Origin of the sequence: Pseudomonas sp. Q1-7, assembly GCF_028010285.1 — a bacterium.
Lineage (GTDB): Bacteria > Pseudomonadota > Gammaproteobacteria > Pseudomonadales > Pseudomonadaceae > Metapseudomonas.
The window spans coordinates 1,188,773-1,209,481 of record NZ_CP116304.1; the positions used below are offsets into that span (position 1 = coordinate 1,188,773).

Sequence of the window (20,709 nt, forward strand, 5' to 3'; positions counted from 1 at the left end):
AAATCCGCAAATGCCGGTGCGGTTTCGGCCTACTCGCGAACGACGCCAAGCGGGCCGTTCGCGAGCGGGAGTACGCCGCAGGTTATGGTCTGTGTCAGTGCAGCTTCAGGCGTGGGTCCGTGCTGCGACCGATCCTGTCGCTGAGCATCAGCAGGGCGGTGCGGAATCCGCCGTAGAGCGCCATCTGGTGCATCCGGTAGAGCGAGATGTAGAACATCCGCGCCAGCCAACCTTCGAGTTTCACGCTGCCCATCAGATTGCCCATGAGGTTACCCACGGCGCTGAAGCTCGACAGCGAGATCAGCGAGCCGTAGTCCTTGTACTGGTAGTCCGGCAGGGGCTGGCCTTGCAGGCGCAGCTTGAGCGACTTCACCAGCAGCGAGGCCTGCTGGTGCGCCGCCTGGGCGCGGGGCGGCACGTTGCGTTCGCTGCCGTCGCCCAGCGGGCAGGCGGCGCAGTCGCCGAAGGCGAAGATGTCGTCGTCGCGGGTGGTTTGCAGGGTCGGACGCACCACCAGTTGGTTGATGCGGTTGCTTTCCAGGCCGTCCAGATCCTTGAGGAAGGCCGGGGCGCGGATGCCGGCGGCCCAGACCTTGAGGCTGGCAGGAATCATCTCGCCCTGGGCGGTGAGCAGGCCTTCCGCGGTGACTTCCTTGACCGCGGCGCCAGTCATCACCGTGACGCCGAGCGTCTCCAGGGTACGGTGCACCGGGGCGCCGATGCGCTCTGGCAGGGCGGGAAGTACGCGCGGGCCGGCTTCGATCAGGGTGATGCGCATGTTTTCCGGCTGGATGCTGTCCAGGCCATAGGCTGCCAGTTCGTGGGCGGCGTGGTGGAGCTCCGCCGCCAGTTCGACGCCCGTGGCGCCGGCGCCGACGATGGCGACGCTGATCTGGTCGTTCGCGTCCTGCTGGGCGTGGGCGCGCAGGTAGTGGCTGAGCAGCTTGCGGTGGAAGCGCTCGGCCTGCTCGCGGGTGTCGAGGAAGATGCAGTGCTGGGCTGCGCCTTCGGTGCCGAAGTCATTGGTGGTGCTGCCGACGGCAATCACCAGACTGTCATAGGCGAGTTCGCGGGAAGGCACCAGTTCGCGCCCGTCCTCGTCATGGGTGGCGGCCAGTTGGATGACCTTGCGCGTGCGGTCCAGCCCGCTCATGCGACCGAGCTGGAACTCGAAATGGTTCCACTTGGCCTGGGCCACGTAGTTCAGCTCGTTCTCCGTGGAGTTCAGCGAACCGGCCGCCACTTCGTGGAGCAGGGGTTTCCAGATATGGGTGAGGTTGGCGTCGGCCAGGATGATCTTGGCCTGGCCTTTCTTGCCGAGGGTCCTACCCAGACGGGTAGCGAGCTCCAGGCCGCCGGCGCCGCCGCCGACGATCACGATGCGATGGGACATGGGAAAGTCTCACAAGGCTATAGGAATTCTTTGTCGCCGAGGGCGAGCGCAGGGGGCGGCTCATAGCACCAGTCGGCTCAGGAGGCGGCTGAGGATACCCAGGGCGACGACGATGGCCAGTACGATCCACAGCAGGCGCCATGGACGGAACGGCTGGCGTTCCACCTGGTGCTGGGGGAGGTTCAGGTACTGGTCGACCTTCTGCTGGTCTTCGGGCGTCAGGCGGCTGGGCATGGGGGCCTCGACTTTGGACTGACGGGCATTCTAGCTGGCGGATTCGCGGCGGCTCAACGCGCGGCGCGGGAAAATTGCGTGGGGCCGGTCAGAGGCCGATGCCGACGTCGAACAGAATGGTCCGGCCGAGGTTGTTGCGCAGGAAGTCCGGCGCGTCGGCATGGGCGAAGAGTACCCGGGCAAAGTTCGACCCCACCAGCGACAGCGAGCGCCAGCCCTGGCGCAGGTATTCGGTAGGGGGCGGAAAGGGGCTGTTGAAGTCCGGTGTGGCTCGTTTGAGGTTGACGAATGCCAGGAGGTCGAGATCGCCCGGGTCGAGGCCGCGCTCGCCATAGTTGCGCGCTTTCTTGCGCAATGTCGGTGCCAGGCGTGCCTGGAGTTCGGCGGCGGCAATGCGCTTTGGGCGGCTTTCCCGGCGCACCAGTTGAGCGAGGGAAAAGGCGCTGCGCCGGCGTTCCAGTTCGGCGCGCCATTCCTCGTTGAGGCGGCGCCCTTCGTCGAGGACGAAGAACACCTCGAAATTGGCTTCGCGAAACTGCACGTCTGGCGGTTCCTGGCCGGTGCTGAAGTCTTCGAGCCGATAGGGCAGGTTGAGCGCCTGCAAGAGTCGCTGGCAGACCCAGCGCTCGCGTTCCCACTTGCGCGCATTCGACAGGAAGTCGTTGGCTTGCTCGGCCTGCCGCGTCAGCAGGCGCAGGTAGTCGGACTCGTTCATGCCCCGCAGCTTAGCCCTCCGGCCAGGGCTCTGGGTACCCCCGGCGGGCCATCGCGACAACTGCGCGCAGGTTGCCTGGCGCAGGGGCGGTGTAAACTTTCAGGACTTGCCGGGAGCCCGTCATGCGCATTCGCCCCATTACCGCCGCCGACCATGCCGCTTTGCTCGAACTCTGGCGCCGCACGCCGGGCATCCGGTTGCGCGCGGAAGATGAGCTGGAGCCCTTCTGCGCGTTCCTGCAACGCAATCCCGATCTCTGTCTGCTGCTGGAGGATGATCGCGGTCGCCTGGCCGGCAGCCTGTTGGTGGGGCACGACGGGCGCCGCGGCTATCTGCAGCACCTGGTGGTCGACTTGCCGTTTCGCGGCAAGGGATGGGCGCGCGCCCTGCTGCAGGAGGCGCTGCGGCGGCTGACGGCCCTGGGAATCCGCAAGTCCCACGTGTTTGTCCTGGAGGACGCGCCCGAAGCGTTGGCCTTCTGGCAGATGCAGCGCGGCTGGTCGGAGCGTGAAGACATTCGGGTCTATTCGACCAGCGGAGACTGAATCGATGCGGAGCTGCCTGGGCGTGGTGCTTTGTCTGCTGGCCACATTCGGTCATGGGTTGGAGGTGGGCGAACGTCTGGCGCCCTGGACCCTGCTGGACCAGTACGAGAAGCCCTACAGCCTCAACGATGGCCTGCAGGTGCTGCTGGTGGCGCGCAGCATGGAGGGTGGCGAGCTGGTGAAAGCCGCACTGGAGGGGCGCTCCAGCGGGTATCTCGAAGCTCGCCGTGCGGTGTTCGTGGCCGACATCAGCCGCATGCCCTCACTGGTCGCCTCGCTTTTCGCCATTCCCGCGATGCGTAATTACACCTACCGCGTCCTGCTGGACCCTGAGGCCCGCGTCGCCAGCCGCTATCCGGGGGATGAATCCCGTGTGCTCTGGCTGCGGCTCGATCGCGGCAGGCTCATGGAGCGCAAGGAGTTTGGCGATGCGGCGGCGCTGCGTGCGGCCCTGGAGTCGCTGGCGCCGTGATCACCGCCGATCTCCTGTCTGCACAGACCCTGGCGCTTGGTTGGGGGCTCTACCTACCCGCCATTGCCTGGGCGGCATGGCGCGCGCCCTGGGTCGAGCTCTTCAGCGATGTTCGCCGCCAGCACCTTGTGTTCGGCACGGTGCTGCTGCTCTTTCTGCTCTGGCTGATGCGGCGTGACTTCGACTCAGGCGTGTCCTATCACTTCATCGGCATGACCGCCGTTACCCTGTTGCTGGATTGGCCATTGGCGGTGCTGGGAGGCCTGGTCGCGCAGCTGGGCCTGCTATTGCTGGGCAAGCAGGAGCTGGCGGCCCTGGGCATCAACGGTGTCTTGCTGGTGCTGCTGCCGATCCTGGTCACTGAGCTGTGCGCCAGTTGGGTCGAGCACTACCAACCGCGCAACCTGTTCGTCTACATCTTCTGCTGCGGCTTTTTCCCGGCGGCCCTGGCTGCGCTGCTGTGCGTGCTTGTTGGGCTGGGGCTGCTGTGGATGGACGGCCTCTTTCCCATGCCGCCCTGGCTGGAGGACTTCATCGGCTACCTCTGGCTGGTGATGTTCCCCGAAGCCTTCATCAACGGCACGGCCGTGACCGCCTTGGTGGTGTTCTGCCCGGAATGGCTGGAAACCTTCAATCGAACCCGTTACCTCCAGGCTCCCTGGAAGGACGACGACACACGTTCGTGAGCCTGGTGGGCGGTGCCTACCCCATCTGCCAGCAGCGCTGGGCCGGGCCGCCAAAAGCACGCGTCACCTTGCCCATCGTGGGGGCGAATGTATTCGCGAAGGGCGGATAACCCGGCCCTGGAGCGTGACTACAGGGGGCTGCGGCCCCGCCTGTTGGGTTTCGTTCCTCTACCCAACCTGCGCCAGCAGCCGGCCGGGGCCTGCGAATTCATTCGCGAAAGGACCGCAGCGCGGTCCCGTAGGTTTGCGCTGAGGAACGAAGCCCGACACTCCGGCCAACTCCGCGCAGCCTGGTCGGGCAGACGGCCCGGGGCGCGACTACAGCGTCGTGCGACCTTGAACGGCCGCTCAGTGCTCGCGCGGCGGCAGGTCGCCGGAGAAAAGGTCGTCTTCCAGATTGTCGCCGGGAATCGCATGTTCCTCGGCCGCCCAGGCACCCAGGTCGATCAGCTTGCAGCGCTCGGAGCAGAAGGGGCGGGAGGGGCTTTGCGGGCCCCACTCCACTGGAGCGCCGCAGGTCGGGCACTCCACTGTGACGGGTTGGCTCATGGCTGGCCTCCTCGCAGGGTCAGGTAGAAGTCGTGCAGGCGCTCCACTTCGCGGCGCAACCAGTTCAGGTCGCGGTCGTTCAGCAGCACGTCGTGGGCATGCTTCAGCCGCTCTTCGCGGCTGGCCTGTACCTTCAATATGGCTTGGACCTGCGCTTCGGGCACGTTGTCCCGCTGCATGGTGCGTTGGATCTGGGCGGTTTCCGGGGCGTCGACCAGCAAGATACGCTGGGTGAGCCGATGCTGGCCGGACTCGATCAGCAGCGGCGACACCAGAATGGCGTACGGGGATTCGGCGCGGGCCAGGTACTGGCTGATTTCCTGCCCGATCAGCGGGTGCAGCAGGCTCTCCAGCCAGCGGCGCTCTTCCGCATTCTCGAAAATGCGCTGGCGCAGGGCCGCGCGGTCCAGTTGGCCGTCCGCCTGCAGCACGTCGTTGCCGAAGTGCTCGGCGATCTTCGCCAGGGCCGGGCGGCCGGGCTCCACCACCCAGCGAGCGGCCTGGTCGGCATCCACCAGGTGGACGCCAAGGTCACTGAAGTGGGCGGCGACGGCGCTCTTGCCGCTGCCGATGCCGCCCGTCAAGCCAAGAATCCAGGGTTTGTTCATTTGAATCCGGCGAACTGCAGATAGGTCGCCGTTATTTGATCACCCCAGAGCAGTGCAATCCAGCCGGCAATCGCCAGATAGGGGCCGAACGGGATGGGTGTGGCGGTGTCCTGGTTGCGCAGACGCAGCATGATCACACCAAGGATCGCGCCCACCAGGGACGACAGCAGGATGGTCAGCGGCAGCACCTGCCAGCCGCCCCAGGCGCCGAGCATCGCCAGCAGCTTGAAGTCGCCGTGGCCCATGCCCTCCTTGCCCGTCACCAGCTTGAACAGCCAGTACACCGACCACAGGCTCATGTAGCCGGCGACCGCGCCCCAGAGCGCATCTTCCAGGCTGGCGAACAGCCCCTGGCTATTGAGGATCAGGCCCAGCCAGAGCAGCGGCAGCACCAGCACATCCGGCAGCAGCTGGTGGTCGACGTCGATCAGGCTCATGGCCAGCAGGCCCCAGGTCAGCACCAGGAAGGCACCGGCCTGCCAGCCGAAACCGAACTGCCAGGCCACATAGGCCGACAGCAGGCCGCAGAACAACTCCACCAGCGGGTAGCGTTTGCTGATCGGGGCTTTGCAGGAAGAGCATTTGCCGCCCAGCGCCAGGTAGCTCACCAGCGGAATATTCTCCCAGGCGCGGATTTCATGGCTGCAATGGGGGCAGCGGGAATTCGGCAGGATCAGGTTGAACGCCGGCCCCTTGGGCTCCGCCGGCAGGCTCAGTGCCTCGCGGGCCTGCTCCTGCCAGTCGCGCAGCATCATCTGCGGCAGGCGATGGATCACCACATTGAGAAAACTGCCCACCAACAGGCCGAGCACCAGAGCGCACAAAACAAAGGCCAGCGCATGGCTGGCCAGAAAGTCGATCAATTGCATTTTTAGACGACGTTGCCGAGTTGGAAGATGGGCAGGTACATGGCGATGATCAGGCCACCCACCAGCACGCCGAGCACGGCCATGATCATGGGTTCCATCAGCGCAGTGAGACCGTCGACGGCGTTATCCACTTCCGCTTCGTAGAAGCTGGCGACCTTGTCCAGCATCTCGTCCAGCGCGCCGGATTCTTCGCCGATGGCGGTCATCTGGGTGGCCATGGCCGGGAAAACGCCCGTGGTGCGCATGGAGAAGTTCAGTTGCATGCCGGTGGACACATCCTGCTTGATCTTCAGTACGGCATTCTTGAACACCACGTTGCCGCTCGCGCCGGCAACGGAGTCCAGCGCATCCACCAGCGGAACGCCCGCCGCGAAGGTGGTGGCGAGGGTGCGGGCGAAGCGCGCCACAGCGGACTTGTACAGGATGTCGCCGACAACCGGCAGCTTGAGCACGGTGTGGTCGACCCAGTCGCGGAATTTTTCCGATTTCCGGTGCGCCTGCTGAATCGCAAAACCGATGGCGAAGAACCCCAGCAGGACAAAAAACCACCATTCCTGCAGGAGCTCCGAAAGCCCAATAACCATCAGGGTAAAGGCGGGGAGCTCAGCGCCAAAATTGGCGAACACCGACTGGAACTGCGGCACCACCTTGATCAGCAGGATGGCTGACACGATGATGGCGACCACAACTACGGCAATCGGGTAGTTCATCGCCTTCTTGATCTTGGCCTTCAGGGCTTCGGTCTTCTCCTTGTAGGTGGCGACACGGTCCAGCAGGGTTTCCAGTGCGCCAGCCTGTTCGCCGGAGTCCACCAGGTTGCAATAGAGCTCGTCAAAATAGAGCGGTTTCTTGCGCAGGGAATTGGCCAGGCTGTTACCGGCGGCCACCTCCTGCTTGACCTCGTTCACCAGCGTGCGCATGGCGGGTTTCTCGAAACCCTCGCCGATGATGTCGAAGGACTGCATCAGCGGCACGCCGGCCTTCATCATGGTCGCCATCTGCCGGGTGAACAGAGCGATGTCCAGGGGCTTGATCTTCTTACCTGCCCCCAGCAGTGAACTGGACTTCTTGCGCACCCGGGTCGGGTTGATGCCCTGCTTGCGCAGTTGGGCCTTGACCAGCGCCGGAGTCGCTCCGGTCAACTCGCCCTTGACCTTCGAGCCTTTCTTGTCCGTACCTTCCCAGGCGAAGGTACTGGTTTTCAGCGCTTTTTCCGCCATGGTTAATCCTTAGTCACGCGGTTGACTTCCTCCAGGCTGGTGATGCCGTTCATGGCTTTCACCAGACCCGAGGTTCGCAGGTCATTGAAGCCATCGCGGCGCGCCTGCTGGGCGATCTGGATGGAGTTGCCTTCTTCCATAATAAGCTGCTGCATGGCCGGCGTGATTTTAACCACTTCATAAATACCCACTCGGCCCTTGTAGCCCTGGTTGCAGTTCTCGCAGCCGACCGGGGCATAGAGCGTGAAGCTGCCGATCCGGTCTTCGGGAAAGCCTTCCTTGAGCAGGGTCTCCCGCGGCACCTCATGCTCCTTCTTGCAATGGCCACACAATTTGCGTGCCAGGCGCTGGGCGATGATCAGGTTGACCGAGGTGGCGATATTGAACGCCGGTACGCCCATGTTGCGCAGGCGGGTCAAGGTCTCGGCGGCGCTATTGGTGTGCAGGGTGGATAGCACCATGTGGCCGGTCTGGGCAGCCTTGATGGCGATCTCGGCGGTTTCCAGGTCGCGGATCTCGCCGACCATGATCACGTCCGGGTCCTGGCGCAGGAAGGCGCGCAGGGCCTGGGCGAAATCCATGCCCTGCTTGGGGTTCACGTTGACCTGGTTGATGCCTTCCAGGTTGATCTCCACCGGGTCTTCCGCCGTGGAGATGTTGATATCCACCGTGTTGAGGATGTTCAGGCCCGTATAAAGGGAGACGGTCTTGCCCGAACCGGTGGGGCCGGTGACCAGGATCATCCCCTGGGGCTGCTTCAGGGCCGTGAGGTACAGCTCCTTCTGTTCTTCCTCGTAACCCAGGGCATCGATACCCATCTGCGCGCTGGTGGGGTCGAGAATCCGCATCACGATCTTCTCGCCCCAGAGGGTGGGCAGGGTGTTGACGCGGAAGTCGATGGATTTCGTCTTGGAAATCTTCATCTTGATCCGGCCGTCCTGGGGTTTGCGGCGTTCGGAAATATCCAGGGCGGCCATCACCTTGAGGCGGGCCGAGATACGGCTGGCCAATTGGATCGGCGGCTTGGCCACCTCATGCAGCATGCCATCGGTGCGGAAGCGGACCCGGTAGGCGCGCTCATAAGGCTCGAAGTGCAGGTCCGACGAGCCGCCGCGGATGGCATCCAGCAGCATCTTGTTGACGAAACGCACCACCGGCGCGTCATCGGCATCCGCGCCACCGGGGCCATCGTTCTTGTCGTCATCCACCGCCTCGACGTCGATGCCGTCCAGGTCGACGTCTCCCAGGTCCTCCATGCCGCTGCCGGCGGAGTCGAAGAACTTTTCGATGGCGTCGCCCAGTTTGTCGTCTTCGACCAGGATGGCTTCAGTATTCAGGCCGGTGCTGAACTGGATATCCGTCACCGCCTGATGATTGGTGGGGTCGGAGATGGCGACGAACAGCTTGTTGCCGCGGCGCCACAGGGGCAGGGCGCGGTGCTGGCGCACCAGTTTCTCGCTCACCAGGTCCCTGGGTTGGGATTCTTTGTCTATGCCGGCGAGGTCGAGAAAGGCGACGCCGAACTGGTCCGCGGCCATCTCCGCCAGGTCGCGGCTTTTCAGCAGCTTGTTCTGCACCAGGTAGGTGATCAGCGGAATCTTGTTACGCTGCGCCTGGGTATGGGCCTGCAGGGCGCTCCGCTCATCGAGGAGATTGGTCAGTACCAGTTGTTTGGCCAGGCCAGAAAGAGTGGATGCGGTCTCGGTCATGGGGGGCGTCAGTCTGCTGGTTGTGACTCTGCCTTATAACGTAGTTGACCATTGTCGCCAAATGTAGGTGGAAGGGGTGACAAAAAAAGGCAGTTAGTGGCTATTTGTGAATTTTTATAGAGGTTCGAGAACTGTAATGAGAGCGCGCGGGACGGGGGCTATTCAGATTGCGTGGTTCCAATAAGCGTAGTTTCGGCGGTTTCAGAAGGTGGTCGATGACTTGGCACGAACTGTGCCTTAGTGTCCGCAGGTCGTCTGGCCTATCACATATCGAGGATATAAATATATGAAGGCTCAAAAAGGTTTTACTCTAATTGAATTGATGATCGTCGTTGCGATCATCGGCATTCTCGCCGCAGTCGCATTGCCCGCCTATCAGGACTACACCAAGCGCGCCAAGATGTCAGAAGTAGTTTTGGCTGCTTCCGCGTGTCGTACTACGGTGACTGAGGTTGTACAGTCGTCAAGCGTTTCTTTGCCTGCGGCGAATGCTTGGGGATGTGAGTCTGCATCGCAGAGCTCCCGCTACGTTAAGGCGGTGAGCACTACGGCGGCTGGGGTTATCAGTGTGCAGGCGACTGGCTTCAACGACTCGGATATTGATGACAAGTTCATCACGCTCACACCGTACACTGATGGCGCCGCCTCTTCTGCTCTTGCCGCTACCGATGCGGGTAAGACTGTGGCTGCATGGAAATGTGGTCCTGCTGCAACTAATGGGGTCCCGGCGAAATTCCTTCCGGGCTCTTGCCGCGGCAACTAATCTGTTAACGCTTTTAAGAAGGGGAGATGCCTAGGCATCTCCCTTTTTTTGTGGGGTGGATATGGAAAGAGTGTCAATCCTGTTTTTATGGGTGGCGAGTATTCTCATGGTGATGTCCTGGTTATTGCCTAATCACTATTATCCATGGGTTTCCTTTTATAATGATTTTTCTGCTTTCTTGGCTCTGATTGTTCTATCTGGTTTTTTTATTTTTTCGCAGGGCTTTCCTATCTCTGCGACTAGTTTGTCATTGATGGTGGTGGCTTGTGTTCCGGTCGTTCAATGGTCGTTCGGTAAGATTTTCTTTCTAGGCGATGCCTTGATCGCAAGCTCTTATTTGTTTGGTGCTGCGCTTGCTGTTGTCTCTGGTCGAATGGTGTTTTTTTTTCTGGGGGCTAGGGCTTTCGAGTGCATGGCATGGATTATATTGGTTGGGGCGATATTGTCTTGTTGGGTGGCGCTAAGACAGTGGTTGGGGTTTGATGGAAATATCTGGGTTGTCGATTTGTCGCCGGGAGGGCGGCCCTATGCGAATCTATCCCAGCCTAACAACTTGGCGACTTTGTTATGCATGTCGTTAGTTTCTATCTTGTATTTGTGGGAGCGGTTTCGGTTAGGTCGATTTTCGGCGGCGTTAGTCGCTTTATATCTGATTGTAGGGGTGGCAATCACTCAGTCTCGTACGCCATGGCTGGGCGCTTTATGCATTCTTGTCTGGTGGTCCTGCAAAGCACAACGCGCCAATATGCGACTTTCTGTCTCATGGCTCACCCTTTGGGTTGGAGTGTATGCGGTAGCAGTGCTGGCTTTACCATATTTGGCGGATGCTTTGTATCTATCTGCTGTCAACCTGGTGGAGCGTGCTCAAGCATTGCATCGTATAGAGCTTTGGCGGCAATTATGGATGGCCATATTGCATGGGGGGTGGTGGGGTTATGGGTGGAACCAAGTCAGTGTTGCGCAAATAGGAGTCTCCTTAGGTCATTCAGTTCAATTGATGTCTGAGCATAGCCATAATATCTTTCTTGATATTTTGATATGGAATGGGCCCTTGCTAGGGGGGGGGGTCGCCTTGCTGGTTTTGGCTCATTTTTCGCGATTGGCGTGGCGCATCAAAACTTGTGAGGGTGTATTTGCTCTATTGGTGATCGGGTTGGTTTTCCTGCATGGTCTGCTTGAGTTTCCTCTAGAGTACGGGTTCTTTCTATTACCTATTGGTATCCTGTTGGGAATGCTGGAAGGAGAGCAAAGCATTCCTGAGGTTTTTGTGTTGCCTCGCTGGGGCAGTGGTTCCGCGTTGCTCGTGGGAGTGTTAGTGCTAGGTTGGGTTTGGCATGACTATCGACTCCTTGAGGAGGATCACCGTCTCCTGCGTTTTGAAAGTGCGCGTATAGGTGAGGTCAAGGCTGAGCGAATAGCGCCAGATGTTCATCTATTGACTCAGCTACGGGAGTTTCTGCAGTTTGCTCGCACTCAGGCGCAACCTAGTATGACTGCTGATCAACTCGAATGGATGCGTCGGGTAGTCTATCGCTATCCCTACCCCCCGAGTTTGTTTCGCTACTCCTTGGCCTTGGCGTTGAACGGTAAGCCCGAATTAGCAAGGTTGGAGCTAATGCGGTTGCAGGCGTTGCATGGTGATGCGCTTTACCAAGAGGCTCGCCAAGGCATGGCAACAATCTCCGAAAGATATCCACAGTTGGAGAGTTTCTGGCTTGTTGATCACGAGGATTGAACTCAGCTAGCGGGATTGCTACTTTACGCCAGCCGCCGGTGTAGCTCAGTCGGTAGAGCAGCTCATTCGTAATGAGAAGGTCGGGGGTTCGATTCCTCTTACCGGCACCATGATCCAAACAGAAAGCCCCGCAGGTTCTGCGGGGCTTTTTGCTTTCTTGTGGCGCGTGCGCTGGCTCAGTCCTTTCTTCTTGCCTTCTCGGCGGCGCCATACAGCTCCATGGCTGAGCATTGCATCAGGTCCGAGATGGATTTGATGGCATGGTGCAGGCCTTTCAGGTCCCGGTCGGTCAGGTGGTGTTCGAGGCCATCGCAACCCAGCAGGTCGGCGAGGGTGCCGAGGGCATAGCTGGCGCTCAGGATACGGTCACCTTGGCGGTCGGCCAGGCGGGCGAAGGTGTTCATGGTTCACCTCCGGCGGTTTTCCGATTGAGGGGAATAGCGGCTCGCGGAGGGCGGGGGTTGCCTACGGATGCCTGTGGATGCGGACGTCCTATGTTCATGTGTGTGGCTCCAACTTGAGGGGGGGCTGCCACAAATCGTCGCCAAACTATTAGAGGTGGCAGCTGTGCGCAGGTTGGCGAACCGGGCAAGTTGGCACCCGGCAGACCTTTCGGTCTCCCGCGCACAGCCGCCATGACACGGCATTGCGGGCACAAAAAAGCGCCTGCAATTGTCTGGGGCGCCTGAGCGCCAACTTGTATTTCGGGTCGCCAAACCCGGTCCCGGAATTTGCCAGGACGGCGGCACCATAGCTTTGCGAAGGCAGCTTGGCAACGACCGGCGGTGTCTCACGTGTTGTGCTGAGGGGCTCTCGCGCCTAAGATCTGTATCCCAAATGGTACGGAAACCATATGAAGTCTATTCTCACCACGGACACTTTCGATTCATGGTTCGCCGGCCTCCGGGACAAGCGGGCCGTCATGCGCATCCAGGCGCGCATCGATCGAGCGGAGGGCGGCAACTTCGGCGACTGCGAGCCGGTCGGCGAGGGTGTTTCGGAGATGCGTATTCACTATGGGCCAGGTTATCGGGTGTACTTCATCCAACGGGGCCTGGAGATCGTGATCCTGCTGGCAGGCGGCGAAAAGTCTACCCAGCAAAACGATATCAAGGCCGCGATCGACATCGCGCGACAGCTTTAGGAGGTCGGCATGACTACCGTCAAACTGCGCAAATGGGATAGCGCCGAATACCTCAAAACCGATGAGGACATGGCGCTCTACCTGGAAGCCTGCATCGAGGAAGCCGGCGACGATGCGGCGTTCATTGTGAGGGCGCTGGGCACTATCGCCCGAGCCCGAGGTATGACGCAGCTGGCGCGAGACACTGGTCTCGGGCGCGAAAGCCTGTACAAGGCTCTGTCAGGTGAAAGCAACCCGAGTTTCGCGACCATTCTCAAGGTGACGCGCGCGCTTGGCATCAAGCTTCACGCAGAAGTCATCCCCACCCACGCGGCGGGTTGAGCCGCGATCCAAACAATAAGCCCCGTTCGAGCGTAATGCTGTTCAGATAAGCGTTTGGTTCCCTCTCCCGTTTACGGAAGAGGGTTAGGGAGAGGGCATAAACAGCGCTTTTCCCTCTCCCACCAGCCCATCCCCCACACGTGGGAGAGGGGTGAAAGCGCTTAAGTGAACCGCATTACGTTTGAGCGGGGCTTTTTGTTGGCGAAAGATTGGTCAGAGACTCAGCCGCATGGACAGGTCGACGGCTTTGACGTCTTTGGTCAGGGTGCCGATGGAGATGTAGTCGACGCCCGTTTCGGCGATGGTGCGCAGGGTGGTTTCGTTGACGCCGCCGGAGGCTTCGAGCTTGGCGCGGCCACTGGTGAGGCTGACGGCGCTGCGCATGTCGTCGAGGCTGAGTTCGTCGAGCATGATGATGTCGGCGCCGGCATCCAGGGCCTGCTGGAGCTCGTCGAGGTTTTCCACTTCCACTTCCACCGGCTTGCCGGGGGCGATGCGGTGGGCGGCGTCGACGGCCTGGGCGATGCCGCCGGATGCGGCGATATGGTTTTCCTTGATGAGGAAGGCGTCGTACAGACCGATGCGGTGGTTGTGGCCGCCGCCGCAGGTCACGGCGTACTTCTGCGCCAGGCGCAGGCCGGGCAGGGTCTTGCGGGTGTCGAGGAGTTTCACCCGGGTGCCTTGCACCAGGCTCACATAGTGGCCGACGCGGGTGGCGACGCCCGACAGGCACTGGAGGAAGTTCAGCGCGCTGCGCTCGCCGCTGAGCAGGGCGCGGGCCGGGCCTTCGAGGTGGAAGAGGGCCTGGTTGGCTTCGGCACGCTGGCCATCCTGCACGTGCCACTCCACCCTCACCCGTGGGTCGATCTGGCGGAACACTTCGTTCACCCAGGCGGTGCCGGCGACGATGGCTGCTTCGCGGGTGATCACGGTGGCGCGGGCCTGGCGGTCGCCGGGAATGAGTTGGGCGGTGATGTCGCCGCTGCCGATGTCTTCCTTGAGGGCGGTGTGTACGTTGGCCTCGATTTCAGCGGCGAGGTCAGCGAGGAGAAGGTTGGGCATGGTGGGCTCCGCGGGCAGGATGGCGGCGATTATAAAGGCTGCCGACGACCGGTGCAGTGCCGATGAACAACCGGCTCGCGGTTTCTGCTAGATAGTCAGGGGTGCAGGCTGCGCGTTCGTCGGCGGCGGTTCCTGCATCTGTGACTTGATTCATGTCTGTAGGAAATCTCCGCTTGGTTGTCATGGCGTCATCCATATAATGACATCGGAAATTTCTAATTTGACGCCAGATGATTGACGTTATGGATGACTCCCCATGTTCGAATTGCGGTCCGACACGCCCTTTGGAAGGGCGCGGCCTGCGGGAGGCTCGTGATGCAGACCGACGCTAAGGTGGTGCCGCTGAACAAGGGGGCCGCCGAGCAATCGCCAACTTCGCCGGTAGGTAGGCTGCCCGTGGCCTTGATCCAGGTGCGCGACAAAGTGGCATTGCAGTTGAAGCAGACGCTTCAGATGCTGTTCGACAATGCGGACGACACCCTCTTCGAGATGGCGGACCGCGCCACCAGCAATGCCGAGCAGAATGCCTTCTTCGAGGCCATGCGCGACCTGCGGCTCAAGCGCAAGAGCATCGAGCGTGCCTTCCTGCAGCAGGTCCTGGAGTCATTTTCCTCTCTCAACCAGTATGAGATCGGCAAGGCACCGCAGCTGGACGCGGTGTCCTTCGACAGTCTGTCGCTGGTGCAGAACGACGAACTGGAGGAAACCGTGGCGCTGGACGCCATGGTTGCCAAGGTGATGGCGCGCGACGGCGTCGCCCTGGGCCACCTCACCACCCGCTTCAATGCCCTGGTCAGCAAGAAGGTCGACGACAAGTCCAACCCGCTGGGCCCGCGCCTGTTGTGCGAGGCCTTCCTGGATGCCTGCCGCAGCCTCGGCGTGGAGATCAAGGTCAAGCTGATCATCTTCAAACTGTTCGAGAAGTACGTCCTCGCCGAGCTGGACCCGCTGTATGCCGAGGCCAATCAGCTCCTGGTGGCCGCCGGCGTGCTCCCGGACCTGCGTTCGGCGCCCCCCCGGCGCGAGCCGGAGCGTCCCGGATCGGGGCGTCCCGCTCAGTCCGCCGCCGCACCGGGTGCCGTCCAGGCCACCGACGAGGGGGTGCAGGAAGTCTTCGGTGTGCTTCAGGACCTGTTGTCGCAGGTGCGCGGCCACGCGTTGCCGAGTCGCGAGCACCCCGTCGATGCCGTGCCGGTCAGCAGCGTCGACCTGATGCGCCTGCTGTCGCACCTGCAGCAACACCTGCCGCAGCAGCCGAGCGCCGATTACGACCTGCGCATCAGCCTCGACCAGTTGCTCACTCGTGCCAGTGCCCGCAGCGGTCGCGCGCGGGTGGTCGGCCAGGTCGACGATGACGTCATCAACCTGGTGTCGATGCTATTCGAGTTCATTCTTGATGACCGCACCCTGCCGGATTCGCTGAAGGCCCTGATCGGCCGGATGCAGATTCCCATGCTCAAGGTCGCCCTGCTGGACAAGACCTTTTTCAGCCGCGGCAGCCATCCGGCCCGCCGCCTGCTCAACGAAATCGCCTCCGCCGCCCTGGGCTGGGTGGAGCAGGACGATGCCCAGCGCGACAGCCTCTACCACCGTATCGAGCAGGTGGTGCAGCGCCTGCTGAACGATTTCGTCGACGACCCGGCGATCTTCTCCGAACTGCTCGCCGAGTTCCTTGCCTACACCGGCGACGAGCGCCGCCGCAGCGAGCTGCTGGAGCAGCGTACCCGCGACGCCGAAGAGGGGCGCGCCAAGGCCGAACTGGCCCGTCGCCAGGTGGAAGACGCGCTCAACCAGCGCCTGCTCGGCCGGACCCTGCCGGAAGTGGTGGTGCGCCTGCTGCAGGAAGCCTGGAGCAAGGTGCTGCTGCTGACTTGCCTCAAGCACGGCGTGGAGTCGGCCGAATGGCAATCCGCGCTGCAGACCATGGACGACCTGGTGTGGAGCGTGGAGCCTCACGAGGCGCCCGAGGCGCGTGCACGCCTGCTGGAGCTGGTGCCGGGCCTGCTCAAGTCCCTTCGCGAGGGGCTGGCCAGCGCCGCGTTCGACCCGTTCTCCACCAGCGAGTTCTTCAGCCGGCTGGAGGCCCTGCATGTCCAGGCCTTCCAGCGTCTGCGCAAGCCCGAACCGGTGGACGTGGTCGCCGACGACGGTCTGGAATCCACGCCCCTGCTGCTCGACCTCCCCGATGAAAATGAGGTGGAAGAGGAGGCTGCCCCGGCCATGGTGGCGGTGGTCGAGGAGATCGTCCTGGCTGCGCCGGGCGAAACCCAGGTGCAGGAGCCCGAAATCAGTCTGGCGGATGACGATGAGGCCCTGGGCTTTGTCGACAACCTGCGGGTCGGTAGTTGGGTCGAGTTCCAGGAGGACGAGGAGCACAAGCTGCGCTGCAAGCTCGCGGCGCTGATCAAGCCCACGGGCAAGTACATCTTCGTCAACCGCACCGGCATGAAGGTACTGGAGAAGACCCGCATGGGCCTGGCTGTCGAGTTCCGTCGCAAGGCGATTCGTCTGCTGGACGATGCGCTGCTGTTCGATCGCGCCCTGGAATCGGTGATCGGCAACCTGCGGCGGCTCAAGGGGGCTTGATAGCGGCATCGGCAGGTTGGCGCGGGCCACGCCGGTCCGAGCGCAGCCAGGCCCAACACGTCGTTTGCAATGGGGCCAACCATGTTGGGCGTCCTGCTTCAGCGGAACGCCGCCCGGTCCAACCCGCGGGAAAGGTCCCGGGCCCCCTCTCGCTAAAATGGCTTCTCTGTGCCTAAAGTGGCGGCAGACCAAGGAGCCGACATGCAGCTGGACCCCGCATCCGGTTGGTGCCAGGGCATCAGCCAGTGCCCATCGCCCAACTTCAATGAGCGCCCACAGGGGGAAGTCTCCCTGCTGGTGATCCACAACATCAGCCTGCCGCCCGGCCAGTTCGGCACGGGCAAGGTGCAGGCGTTCTTCCAGAACCGTCTGGACCCCGCCGAGCATCCGTACTTCGAAGGCATTCGCGATCTGAAGGTGTCCGCGCATTTTCTGATCGAGCGTGATGGCGCCGTCACCCAGTTCGTTTCCTGCAACGAGCGCGCGTGGCATGCCGGGGTTTCCCGGTTCGAGGGCCGGGAGAGCTGCAATGACTTTTCCCTGGGCATCGAGTTGGAGGGCACTGACGACCTCGCCTTCACCGAGTCCCAGTACGCGGCGCTGATCGCCCTGGTGGCGCAACTGCGTCGTGCCTACCCGGCCATCACGCCGGAACGTATCTGCGGCCACAGCGATATCGCCCCCGGGCGCAAGACCGACCCGGGGCCCGCATTCGATTGGGCGCGCCTGCGGGCCGCGCTCGTACCTTAGGAAGAGGAGGGACCCATGTATTTTCTGGTACTGCTGCTGGTGCTCTGGATCGAGAAGTTCTCTGCCTGGCGTCGGCATATCCAGCAGGACGGCTTCTGGCTGCGCGAGCTGGCCAGGGCCGAGGCCAACCCGCGCTTGAACGAGCGCCCCTGGGCAATCCTGATGCTGCTGGTGCTCCTGCCCCTGGTGCTGCTGGCGCTGATCCTGCTGGCCCTGGAGCCGCTGGCCTACGGCTGGCTGGCGCTGCCGGTGCACCTGCTGGTGATCGTCTACAGCCTGGGCCGTGGCGACGTGCTGGCCGACCTCGGTCCCTTCCGCGATGCCTGGCGGCGAGGCGATACCCAGGGGGCCTACCACGTGGCCGAGCGCGATCTCGGCCTGGAGGCGGACGAGGGCGGCGATCTCCTGCGGCAGGTGCAGGGCTACCAGCTCTGGCAGGCCTATCAGGGTTTTTTCGCGGTGATCTTCTGGTACGCGCTGCTCGGTCCGGTGGCGGCGCTGGCTTACCGCCTCCTCGCCCTGGCCGCCGAGCACGCCGAGACGCCCGCGCTGCGCGAGCGCGCCGAGGTGATCCGCCACGCCTTCGACTGGCTGCCGGTGCGGGTGCTGGCGGCCAGTTTTTCGCTGGTGGGGAATTTCGTCGGGGTCAGCCGGGTGTTGCTGCATGAGCTGCTGAGCTGGGAAATTTCGGCGCGGCACTACGTTGAACTGGCTGGCTGCGCGGCCGCCGAATTGCCGGAAGTGACCACCGGCGAGGCCGGCGTGGCGACCCTGGACGCCCTCTGGCAACTGCTGGTTCGCGCGGCGGTGCTCTGGTACGCCGGGTTTGCAGTCTGGGCCCTGCTGCTCTGAAATCCTGATCTTTCGCCCGCCCGACACGACCGTCGGGCGGGTCCCGTCGAGATTAACCTTTAGTTACAGAAACTCTGGCCGATATCGGGTACACAGATGGGCGCGCCAGAATTTTCTGACTTGGCTCACGGAAACATCTGAGCGATGTCAGGCGACCGCCCGCAGTGGGGAGATGCTGCGAGGGAGCGAGCGTTGTCCGCTGTTCCAGGCGCGCCCATAACAATAATGAGAACAGGAGACGTCTCGTGAAGACCCTGTTGTATCCTGCCATCGCGCTGATGAACCGCCTCAGTTTCGGCATAAAGTTCAGTCTGATCAGCGTTCTGTTCTTCCTGCCGATGTTGATCACCAACTTCTACCTGGTGCGCGACTCCTACCGACAATTCGTCAGCACCCGTTCCGAACTGCAGAGCCTCGACCTGCTGGGCGCCAGCCTGAGCGTGCGGCGCAACCTGGAAAGCCTCAACGACATGGTGCTGATCAACGCGATGATCGGCCAGTCGGGCCAGGCCGGGGACCTGGAGAGGCGCGTCGCCGCGCTGGAGCAGGAATTGCTTTCGACCCTCCAGGGCCTGGCGCCAGTCACTTCCGATCCGGAACAGGTCGACGCCTTCGATAGCAAGCGCGATGAGCTGATCACCGCCTTGCAGGCCGCCAAGGGCGAGACGTCCCTGCAGAGCAAGGGGGCGATGATCGAGAAGCTGCTTGGCAACGCCCAGGTCTTCATCAAGTTCGTCGCTTCCCAGGCGGGCCTTAGCCAGGACAACCAGCCGGACGTGCGCAAGATCACCGATCTGGTCACCAACGCCACGCCGGAGGTGACCATGGCCATCGGCAAGGGCCGCGCCATCGGTGCCTACTCCCTCGGCCAGGGCTTCCTCAATTCGGCGGCCAGCACCAAGCTGGATGACCTGCTGCTGGAGCTGGATAAACTCAACGCCGAATACGGCCTGAGGATCACCGACGCCCTCGACGGCAGCCCGCGCGCCCACCAGGCGCTGGATGGGCTGAGCGCCGCCAGCCGCGAGACGATCAAGCAGAACGCCACGCTGTTCGAGGACAAGGTCATCATGGCCGATACCCTCGACATGCCGTGGCAGCAGTTCTACGACCAGGTCAGCACGTCGCTGGAAAAGACCTATCAGCTCAATGACGGCGCCCTGGCCTTCCTCAAGGCCGAGCTGGAAAGCCGCCTGGCCGGCAAGCGCGTGCAGACCGTACTGCTGGTGGTGGCGCTGGTGGTGGTGTTCCTTGCCATCGTCTACCTCTACGGCGCGTTCTACGTCTCCACCCGCGCCACCCTCAAGAGCCTGGGCAAGGTGATGGACCAGGTCGCCGCCGGCGACATGACCGTCAGCTTCCGCGCTGAAAGCCGCGACGAACTGGGCGAGCTGGGGCAGGTGTTCAATGGCACCGTGGCGAAGATCCATGACCTGATCGAGCTGGTGGGCCAGACCGTGATCGAAGTGGAGCGCCAGGCCGGCCGGGTGGAGCAGGTTTCCGGCGAGAGCAACCAGGCCGTGGCCGGGCAGCGCAGCCAGATCGAGCAGGTGGCCACGGCCATGAACGAGATGTCCGCCACCGCGCAGGAAGTCGCGCGCAGTGCCGCGGCGGCCGTGGACAGCGCCCAGAGCGTCAACCAGGAAACCGTCAGCGGCCGCGCCCTGGTGGAGTCCCAGCTTGGCAGCATCGAGCGGCTGGCCGGGGAGATCGATCAGTCGGTGGCGGTGATCAACCAACTGGCTGCGGACAGCGCCTCCATCAGCCGGGTGCTGGAAGTGATCAAGGGCATCGCCGAGCAGACCAACCTGCTGGCGCTGAACGCCGCCATCGAAGCCGCGCGGGCCGGTGAGCAGGGGCGCGGCTTCGCCGTCGTGGCGGACGAGGTGCGTACCCTGGCCAAGCGTACCCAGCAGTCCACCGAGGAAATCGAGCAGATGATCGTCAAGCTGCAGGGCGGTGTCGGCGCCGCGGTGAAGGCGATGAACACCAGCCACCAGATGGCCGACGGCACCGTCAGCCAGTCCGGCAAGGTGCAGGCGGCACTGGAGAACATCCTCGGCGCGGTCGGCATGATCGTCGACCAGAACCAGCAGATTGCCGCCGCCGCCGAACAGCAGACCGCCGTGGCCCACGATATCGACCAGAATATCGTCGAGATCAACCACGCCGGCGAGCGTACCGCCGAAGGCGCGAACCAGACCGAGCAGGCCAGCCGCGAGCTGTCCGGCCAGGTGGCGCAGCTCAAGCAGTTGATCGGCGCATTCCGCGTCTGACGCGCGACCCAGGACAGGAGCCCGCCGACTGGCGTAATGCTGTTCACATAACGAAGTAACGGGACTCGATCAGTCCCCTCGCCCCTTTGGGGAGAGGGTTAGGGAGAGGGGGAAACGACTGTTTCGCAGGGATTTCGACCCTCTCCCCCAGCCCCTCTCCCATGAATGGGAGAGGGGAGCGAGTCATGCGCGCGCTTGAGTGAACAGCATTACGCCGACT

General features: G+C 62.6%; 21 protein-coding genes and 1 tRNA gene. 12 read left to right on the forward strand and 10 right to left on the reverse strand.

Annotated features, from left to right (window positions below):
* Positions 1 to 94 precede the first annotated feature (94 nt).
* The 3 genes from PJW05_RS05475 to PJW05_RS05485 form a co-directional block, all read right to left on the reverse strand.
* On the reverse strand, positions 95 to 1,393 hold the full coding sequence (locus PJW05_RS05475; protein ID WP_271410721.1) for an NAD(P)/FAD-dependent oxidoreductase: 1,299 nt from the start codon (positions 1,391 to 1,393) through the stop codon (positions 95 to 97).
* A 60-nt stretch (positions 1,394 to 1,453) separates the two neighbouring features.
* Complete coding sequence (locus PJW05_RS05480; protein WP_151131884.1) at positions 1,454 to 1,627, reverse strand: DUF3094 family protein; 174 nt, start codon at positions 1,625 to 1,627, stop codon at positions 1,454 to 1,456.
* Between the two features lie 88 nt (positions 1,628 to 1,715).
* Entirely contained in the window at positions 1,716 to 2,342 is a 627-nt protein-coding gene (locus tag PJW05_RS05485) for a DUF1780 domain-containing protein (protein ID WP_271410722.1), read from the reverse strand.
* A 122-nt stretch (positions 2,343 to 2,464) separates the two neighbouring features.
* Here PJW05_RS05485 and PJW05_RS05490 point away from each other — a divergent pair, with 122 nt between their 5' ends.
* The 3 genes from PJW05_RS05490 to PJW05_RS05500 are packed head-to-tail and all read left to right on the forward strand — an operon-like array spanning position 2,465 to position 4,045.
* On the forward strand, positions 2,465 to 2,887 hold the full coding sequence (locus tag PJW05_RS05490; protein WP_271410723.1) for a GNAT family N-acetyltransferase: 423 nt from the start codon (positions 2,465 to 2,467) through the stop codon (positions 2,885 to 2,887).
* 4 nt (positions 2,888 to 2,891) lie between these two features.
* A complete protein-coding gene (locus PJW05_RS05495) occupies positions 2,892 to 3,359 on the forward strand; it encodes an FAD/FMN-containing dehydrogenase (protein ID WP_271410724.1) in 468 nt (155 codons plus the stop codon).
* Entirely contained in the window at positions 3,356 to 4,045 is a 690-nt protein-coding gene (locus PJW05_RS05500; RefSeq protein ID WP_271410725.1) for an energy-coupling factor ABC transporter permease, read from the forward strand. The genes PJW05_RS05495 and PJW05_RS05500 overlap by 4 nt, the downstream gene beginning before the upstream one ends.
* A 348-nt stretch (positions 4,046 to 4,393) precedes the next feature.
* Here the strand turns inward: PJW05_RS05500 and yacG are convergent, their stop codons facing one another.
* From yacG to pilB, 5 genes are read right to left on the reverse strand one after another with little or no spacing between them, the layout of a single operon-like run.
* Positions 4,394 to 4,594 (reverse strand): DNA gyrase inhibitor YacG, encoded by a 201-nt coding sequence (yacG, locus tag PJW05_RS05505; RefSeq protein ID WP_151131890.1) that lies wholly within the window; start codon positions 4,592 to 4,594, stop codon positions 4,394 to 4,396.
* Positions 4,591 to 5,202, reverse strand: a complete 612-nt coding sequence (coaE, locus tag PJW05_RS05510) for a dephospho-CoA kinase (protein ID WP_271410726.1) — start codon at positions 5,200 to 5,202, stop codon at positions 4,591 to 4,593. Before coaE ends, yacG begins: the two co-directional genes overlap by 4 nt.
* The gene (locus tag PJW05_RS05515; protein ID WP_271410727.1) at positions 5,199 to 6,071 is read right to left on the reverse strand and encodes a prepilin peptidase; all 873 of its coding nucleotides are present in this window, start codon (positions 6,069 to 6,071) and stop codon (positions 5,199 to 5,201) included. The genes coaE and PJW05_RS05515 overlap by 4 nt, the downstream gene beginning before the upstream one ends.
* Before the next feature lie 2 nt (positions 6,072 to 6,073).
* Positions 6,074 to 7,291 carry a type II secretion system F family protein gene (locus PJW05_RS05520; protein ID WP_271410728.1) on the reverse strand — a complete coding sequence of 406 codons (1,218 nt, stop codon included), beginning with the start codon at positions 7,289 to 7,291 and terminating at the stop codon, positions 6,074 to 6,076.
* Between the two features lie 2 nt (positions 7,292 to 7,293).
* Positions 7,294 to 9,000, reverse strand: a complete 1,707-nt coding sequence (gene pilB / locus PJW05_RS05525; protein ID WP_271410729.1) for a type IV-A pilus assembly ATPase PilB — start codon at positions 8,998 to 9,000, stop codon at positions 7,294 to 7,296.
* A gap of 286 nt (positions 9,001 to 9,286) precedes the next feature.
* Here pilB and PJW05_RS05530 point away from each other — a divergent pair, with 286 nt between their 5' ends.
* From PJW05_RS05530 to PJW05_RS05540, 3 genes are all read left to right on the forward strand, one after another.
* Entirely contained in the window at positions 9,287 to 9,763 is a 477-nt protein-coding gene (locus PJW05_RS05530) for a pilin (protein WP_271410730.1), read from the forward strand.
* 70 nt (positions 9,764 to 9,833) lie between these two features.
* Positions 9,834 to 11,498, forward strand: a complete 1,665-nt coding sequence (locus PJW05_RS05535; RefSeq protein ID WP_271410731.1) for a PglL family O-oligosaccharyltransferase — start codon at positions 9,834 to 9,836, stop codon at positions 11,496 to 11,498.
* A 34-nt stretch (positions 11,499 to 11,532) separates the two neighbouring features.
* Positions 11,533 to 11,608: transfer RNA gene (locus PJW05_RS05540), tRNA-Thr, on the forward strand.
* Between the two features lie 66 nt (positions 11,609 to 11,674).
* Here the strand turns inward: PJW05_RS05540 and PJW05_RS05545 are convergent.
* Entirely contained in the window at positions 11,675 to 11,902 is a 228-nt protein-coding gene (locus tag PJW05_RS05545) for a hypothetical protein (protein ID WP_271410732.1), read from the reverse strand.
* Between the two features lie 449 nt (positions 11,903 to 12,351).
* Between PJW05_RS05545 and PJW05_RS05550 the strand changes: the two genes are divergently transcribed.
* Positions 12,352 to 12,642 (forward strand): type II toxin-antitoxin system RelE/ParE family toxin, encoded by a 291-nt coding sequence (locus PJW05_RS05550; RefSeq protein ID WP_271410733.1) that lies wholly within the window; start codon positions 12,352 to 12,354, stop codon positions 12,640 to 12,642.
* Between the two features lie 9 nt (positions 12,643 to 12,651).
* Complete coding sequence (locus PJW05_RS05555; protein ID WP_271410734.1) at positions 12,652 to 12,963, forward strand: addiction module antidote protein; 312 nt, start codon at positions 12,652 to 12,654, stop codon at positions 12,961 to 12,963.
* A gap of 213 nt (positions 12,964 to 13,176) precedes the next feature.
* Here the strand turns inward: PJW05_RS05555 and nadC are convergent, their stop codons facing one another.
* On the reverse strand, positions 13,177 to 14,025 hold the full coding sequence (gene nadC / locus PJW05_RS05560; protein WP_271410735.1) for a carboxylating nicotinate-nucleotide diphosphorylase: 849 nt from the start codon (positions 14,023 to 14,025) through the stop codon (positions 13,177 to 13,179).
* Positions 14,026 to 14,340: 315 nt separating this feature from the next.
* Here nadC and PJW05_RS05565 point away from each other — a divergent pair, with 315 nt between their 5' ends.
* From PJW05_RS05565 to PJW05_RS26685, 4 genes are all read left to right on the forward strand, one after another.
* On the forward strand, positions 14,341 to 16,611 hold the full coding sequence (locus PJW05_RS05565; protein WP_271410736.1) for a DUF1631 domain-containing protein: 2,271 nt from the start codon (positions 14,341 to 14,343) through the stop codon (positions 16,609 to 16,611).
* Positions 16,612 to 16,812: 201 nt separating this feature from the next.
* A complete protein-coding gene (gene ampD / locus PJW05_RS05570) occupies positions 16,813 to 17,361 on the forward strand; it encodes a 1,6-anhydro-N-acetylmuramyl-L-alanine amidase AmpD (RefSeq protein ID WP_271410737.1) in 549 nt (182 codons plus the stop codon).
* A 15-nt stretch (positions 17,362 to 17,376) separates the two neighbouring features.
* Complete coding sequence (gene ampE / locus PJW05_RS05575; RefSeq protein ID WP_271410738.1) at positions 17,377 to 18,213, forward strand: regulatory signaling modulator protein AmpE; 837 nt, start codon at positions 17,377 to 17,379, stop codon at positions 18,211 to 18,213.
* A gap of 1,571 nt (positions 18,214 to 19,784) precedes the next feature.
* Complete coding sequence (locus tag PJW05_RS26685; protein WP_442969241.1) at positions 19,785 to 20,489, forward strand: methyl-accepting chemotaxis protein; 705 nt, start codon at positions 19,785 to 19,787, stop codon at positions 20,487 to 20,489.
* Positions 20,490 to 20,709 lie beyond the last annotated feature (220 nt).

What these genes read in the sequence shown, in the direction of transcription:
- PJW05_RS05545 (WP_271410732.1), bottom strand. Translation starts at nt 11,902, where the DNA reads ATGAACACCTTCGCCCGCCTGGCCGACCGCCAAGGTGACCGTATCCTG.
- yacG (WP_151131890.1), bottom strand. Translation starts at nt 4,594, where the DNA reads ATGAGCCAACCCGTCACAGTGGAGTGCCCGACCTGCGGCGCTCCAGTG.
- PJW05_RS05475 (WP_271410721.1), bottom strand. Translation starts at nt 1,393, where the DNA reads ATGTCCCATCGCATCGTGATCGTCGGCGGCGGCGCCGGCGGCCTGGAG.
- PJW05_RS05550 (WP_271410733.1), top strand. Translation starts at nt 12,352, where the DNA reads ATGAAGTCTATTCTCACCACGGACACTTTCGATTCATGGTTCGCCGGC.
- pilB (WP_271410729.1), bottom strand. Translation starts at nt 9,000, where the DNA reads ATGACCGAGACCGCATCCACTCTTTCTGGCCTGGCCAAACAACTGGTA.
- PJW05_RS05485 (WP_271410722.1), bottom strand. Translation starts at nt 2,342, where the DNA reads ATGAACGAGTCCGACTACCTGCGCCTGCTGACGCGGCAGGCCGAGCAA.
- PJW05_RS05565 (WP_271410736.1), top strand. Translation starts at nt 14,341, where the DNA reads ATGCAGACCGACGCTAAGGTGGTGCCGCTGAACAAGGGGGCCGCCGAG.
- PJW05_RS05480 (WP_151131884.1), bottom strand. Translation starts at nt 1,627, where the DNA reads ATGCCCAGCCGCCTGACGCCCGAAGACCAGCAGAAGGTCGACCAGTAC.
- coaE (WP_271410726.1), bottom strand. Translation starts at nt 5,202, where the DNA reads ATGAACAAACCCTGGATTCTTGGCTTGACGGGCGGCATCGGCAGCGGC.
- ampE (WP_271410738.1), top strand. Translation starts at nt 17,377, where the DNA reads ATGTATTTTCTGGTACTGCTGCTGGTGCTCTGGATCGAGAAGTTCTCT.
- PJW05_RS05495 (WP_271410724.1), top strand. Translation starts at nt 2,892, where the DNA reads ATGCGGAGCTGCCTGGGCGTGGTGCTTTGTCTGCTGGCCACATTCGGT.
- PJW05_RS05555 (WP_271410734.1), top strand. Translation starts at nt 12,652, where the DNA reads ATGACTACCGTCAAACTGCGCAAATGGGATAGCGCCGAATACCTCAAA.
- PJW05_RS05520 (WP_271410728.1), bottom strand. Translation starts at nt 7,291, where the DNA reads ATGGCGGAAAAAGCGCTGAAAACCAGTACCTTCGCCTGGGAAGGTACG.
- ampD (WP_271410737.1), top strand. Translation starts at nt 16,813, where the DNA reads ATGCAGCTGGACCCCGCATCCGGTTGGTGCCAGGGCATCAGCCAGTGC.
- PJW05_RS05530 (WP_271410730.1), top strand. Translation starts at nt 9,287, where the DNA reads ATGAAGGCTCAAAAAGGTTTTACTCTAATTGAATTGATGATCGTCGTT.
- PJW05_RS05490 (WP_271410723.1), top strand. Translation starts at nt 2,465, where the DNA reads ATGCGCATTCGCCCCATTACCGCCGCCGACCATGCCGCTTTGCTCGAA.
- PJW05_RS26685 (WP_442969241.1), top strand. Translation starts at nt 19,785, where the DNA reads ATGTCCGCCACCGCGCAGGAAGTCGCGCGCAGTGCCGCGGCGGCCGTG.
- PJW05_RS05515 (WP_271410727.1), bottom strand. Translation starts at nt 6,071, where the DNA reads ATGCAATTGATCGACTTTCTGGCCAGCCATGCGCTGGCCTTTGTTTTG.
- nadC (WP_271410735.1), bottom strand. Translation starts at nt 14,025, where the DNA reads ATGCCCAACCTTCTCCTCGCTGACCTCGCCGCTGAAATCGAGGCCAAC.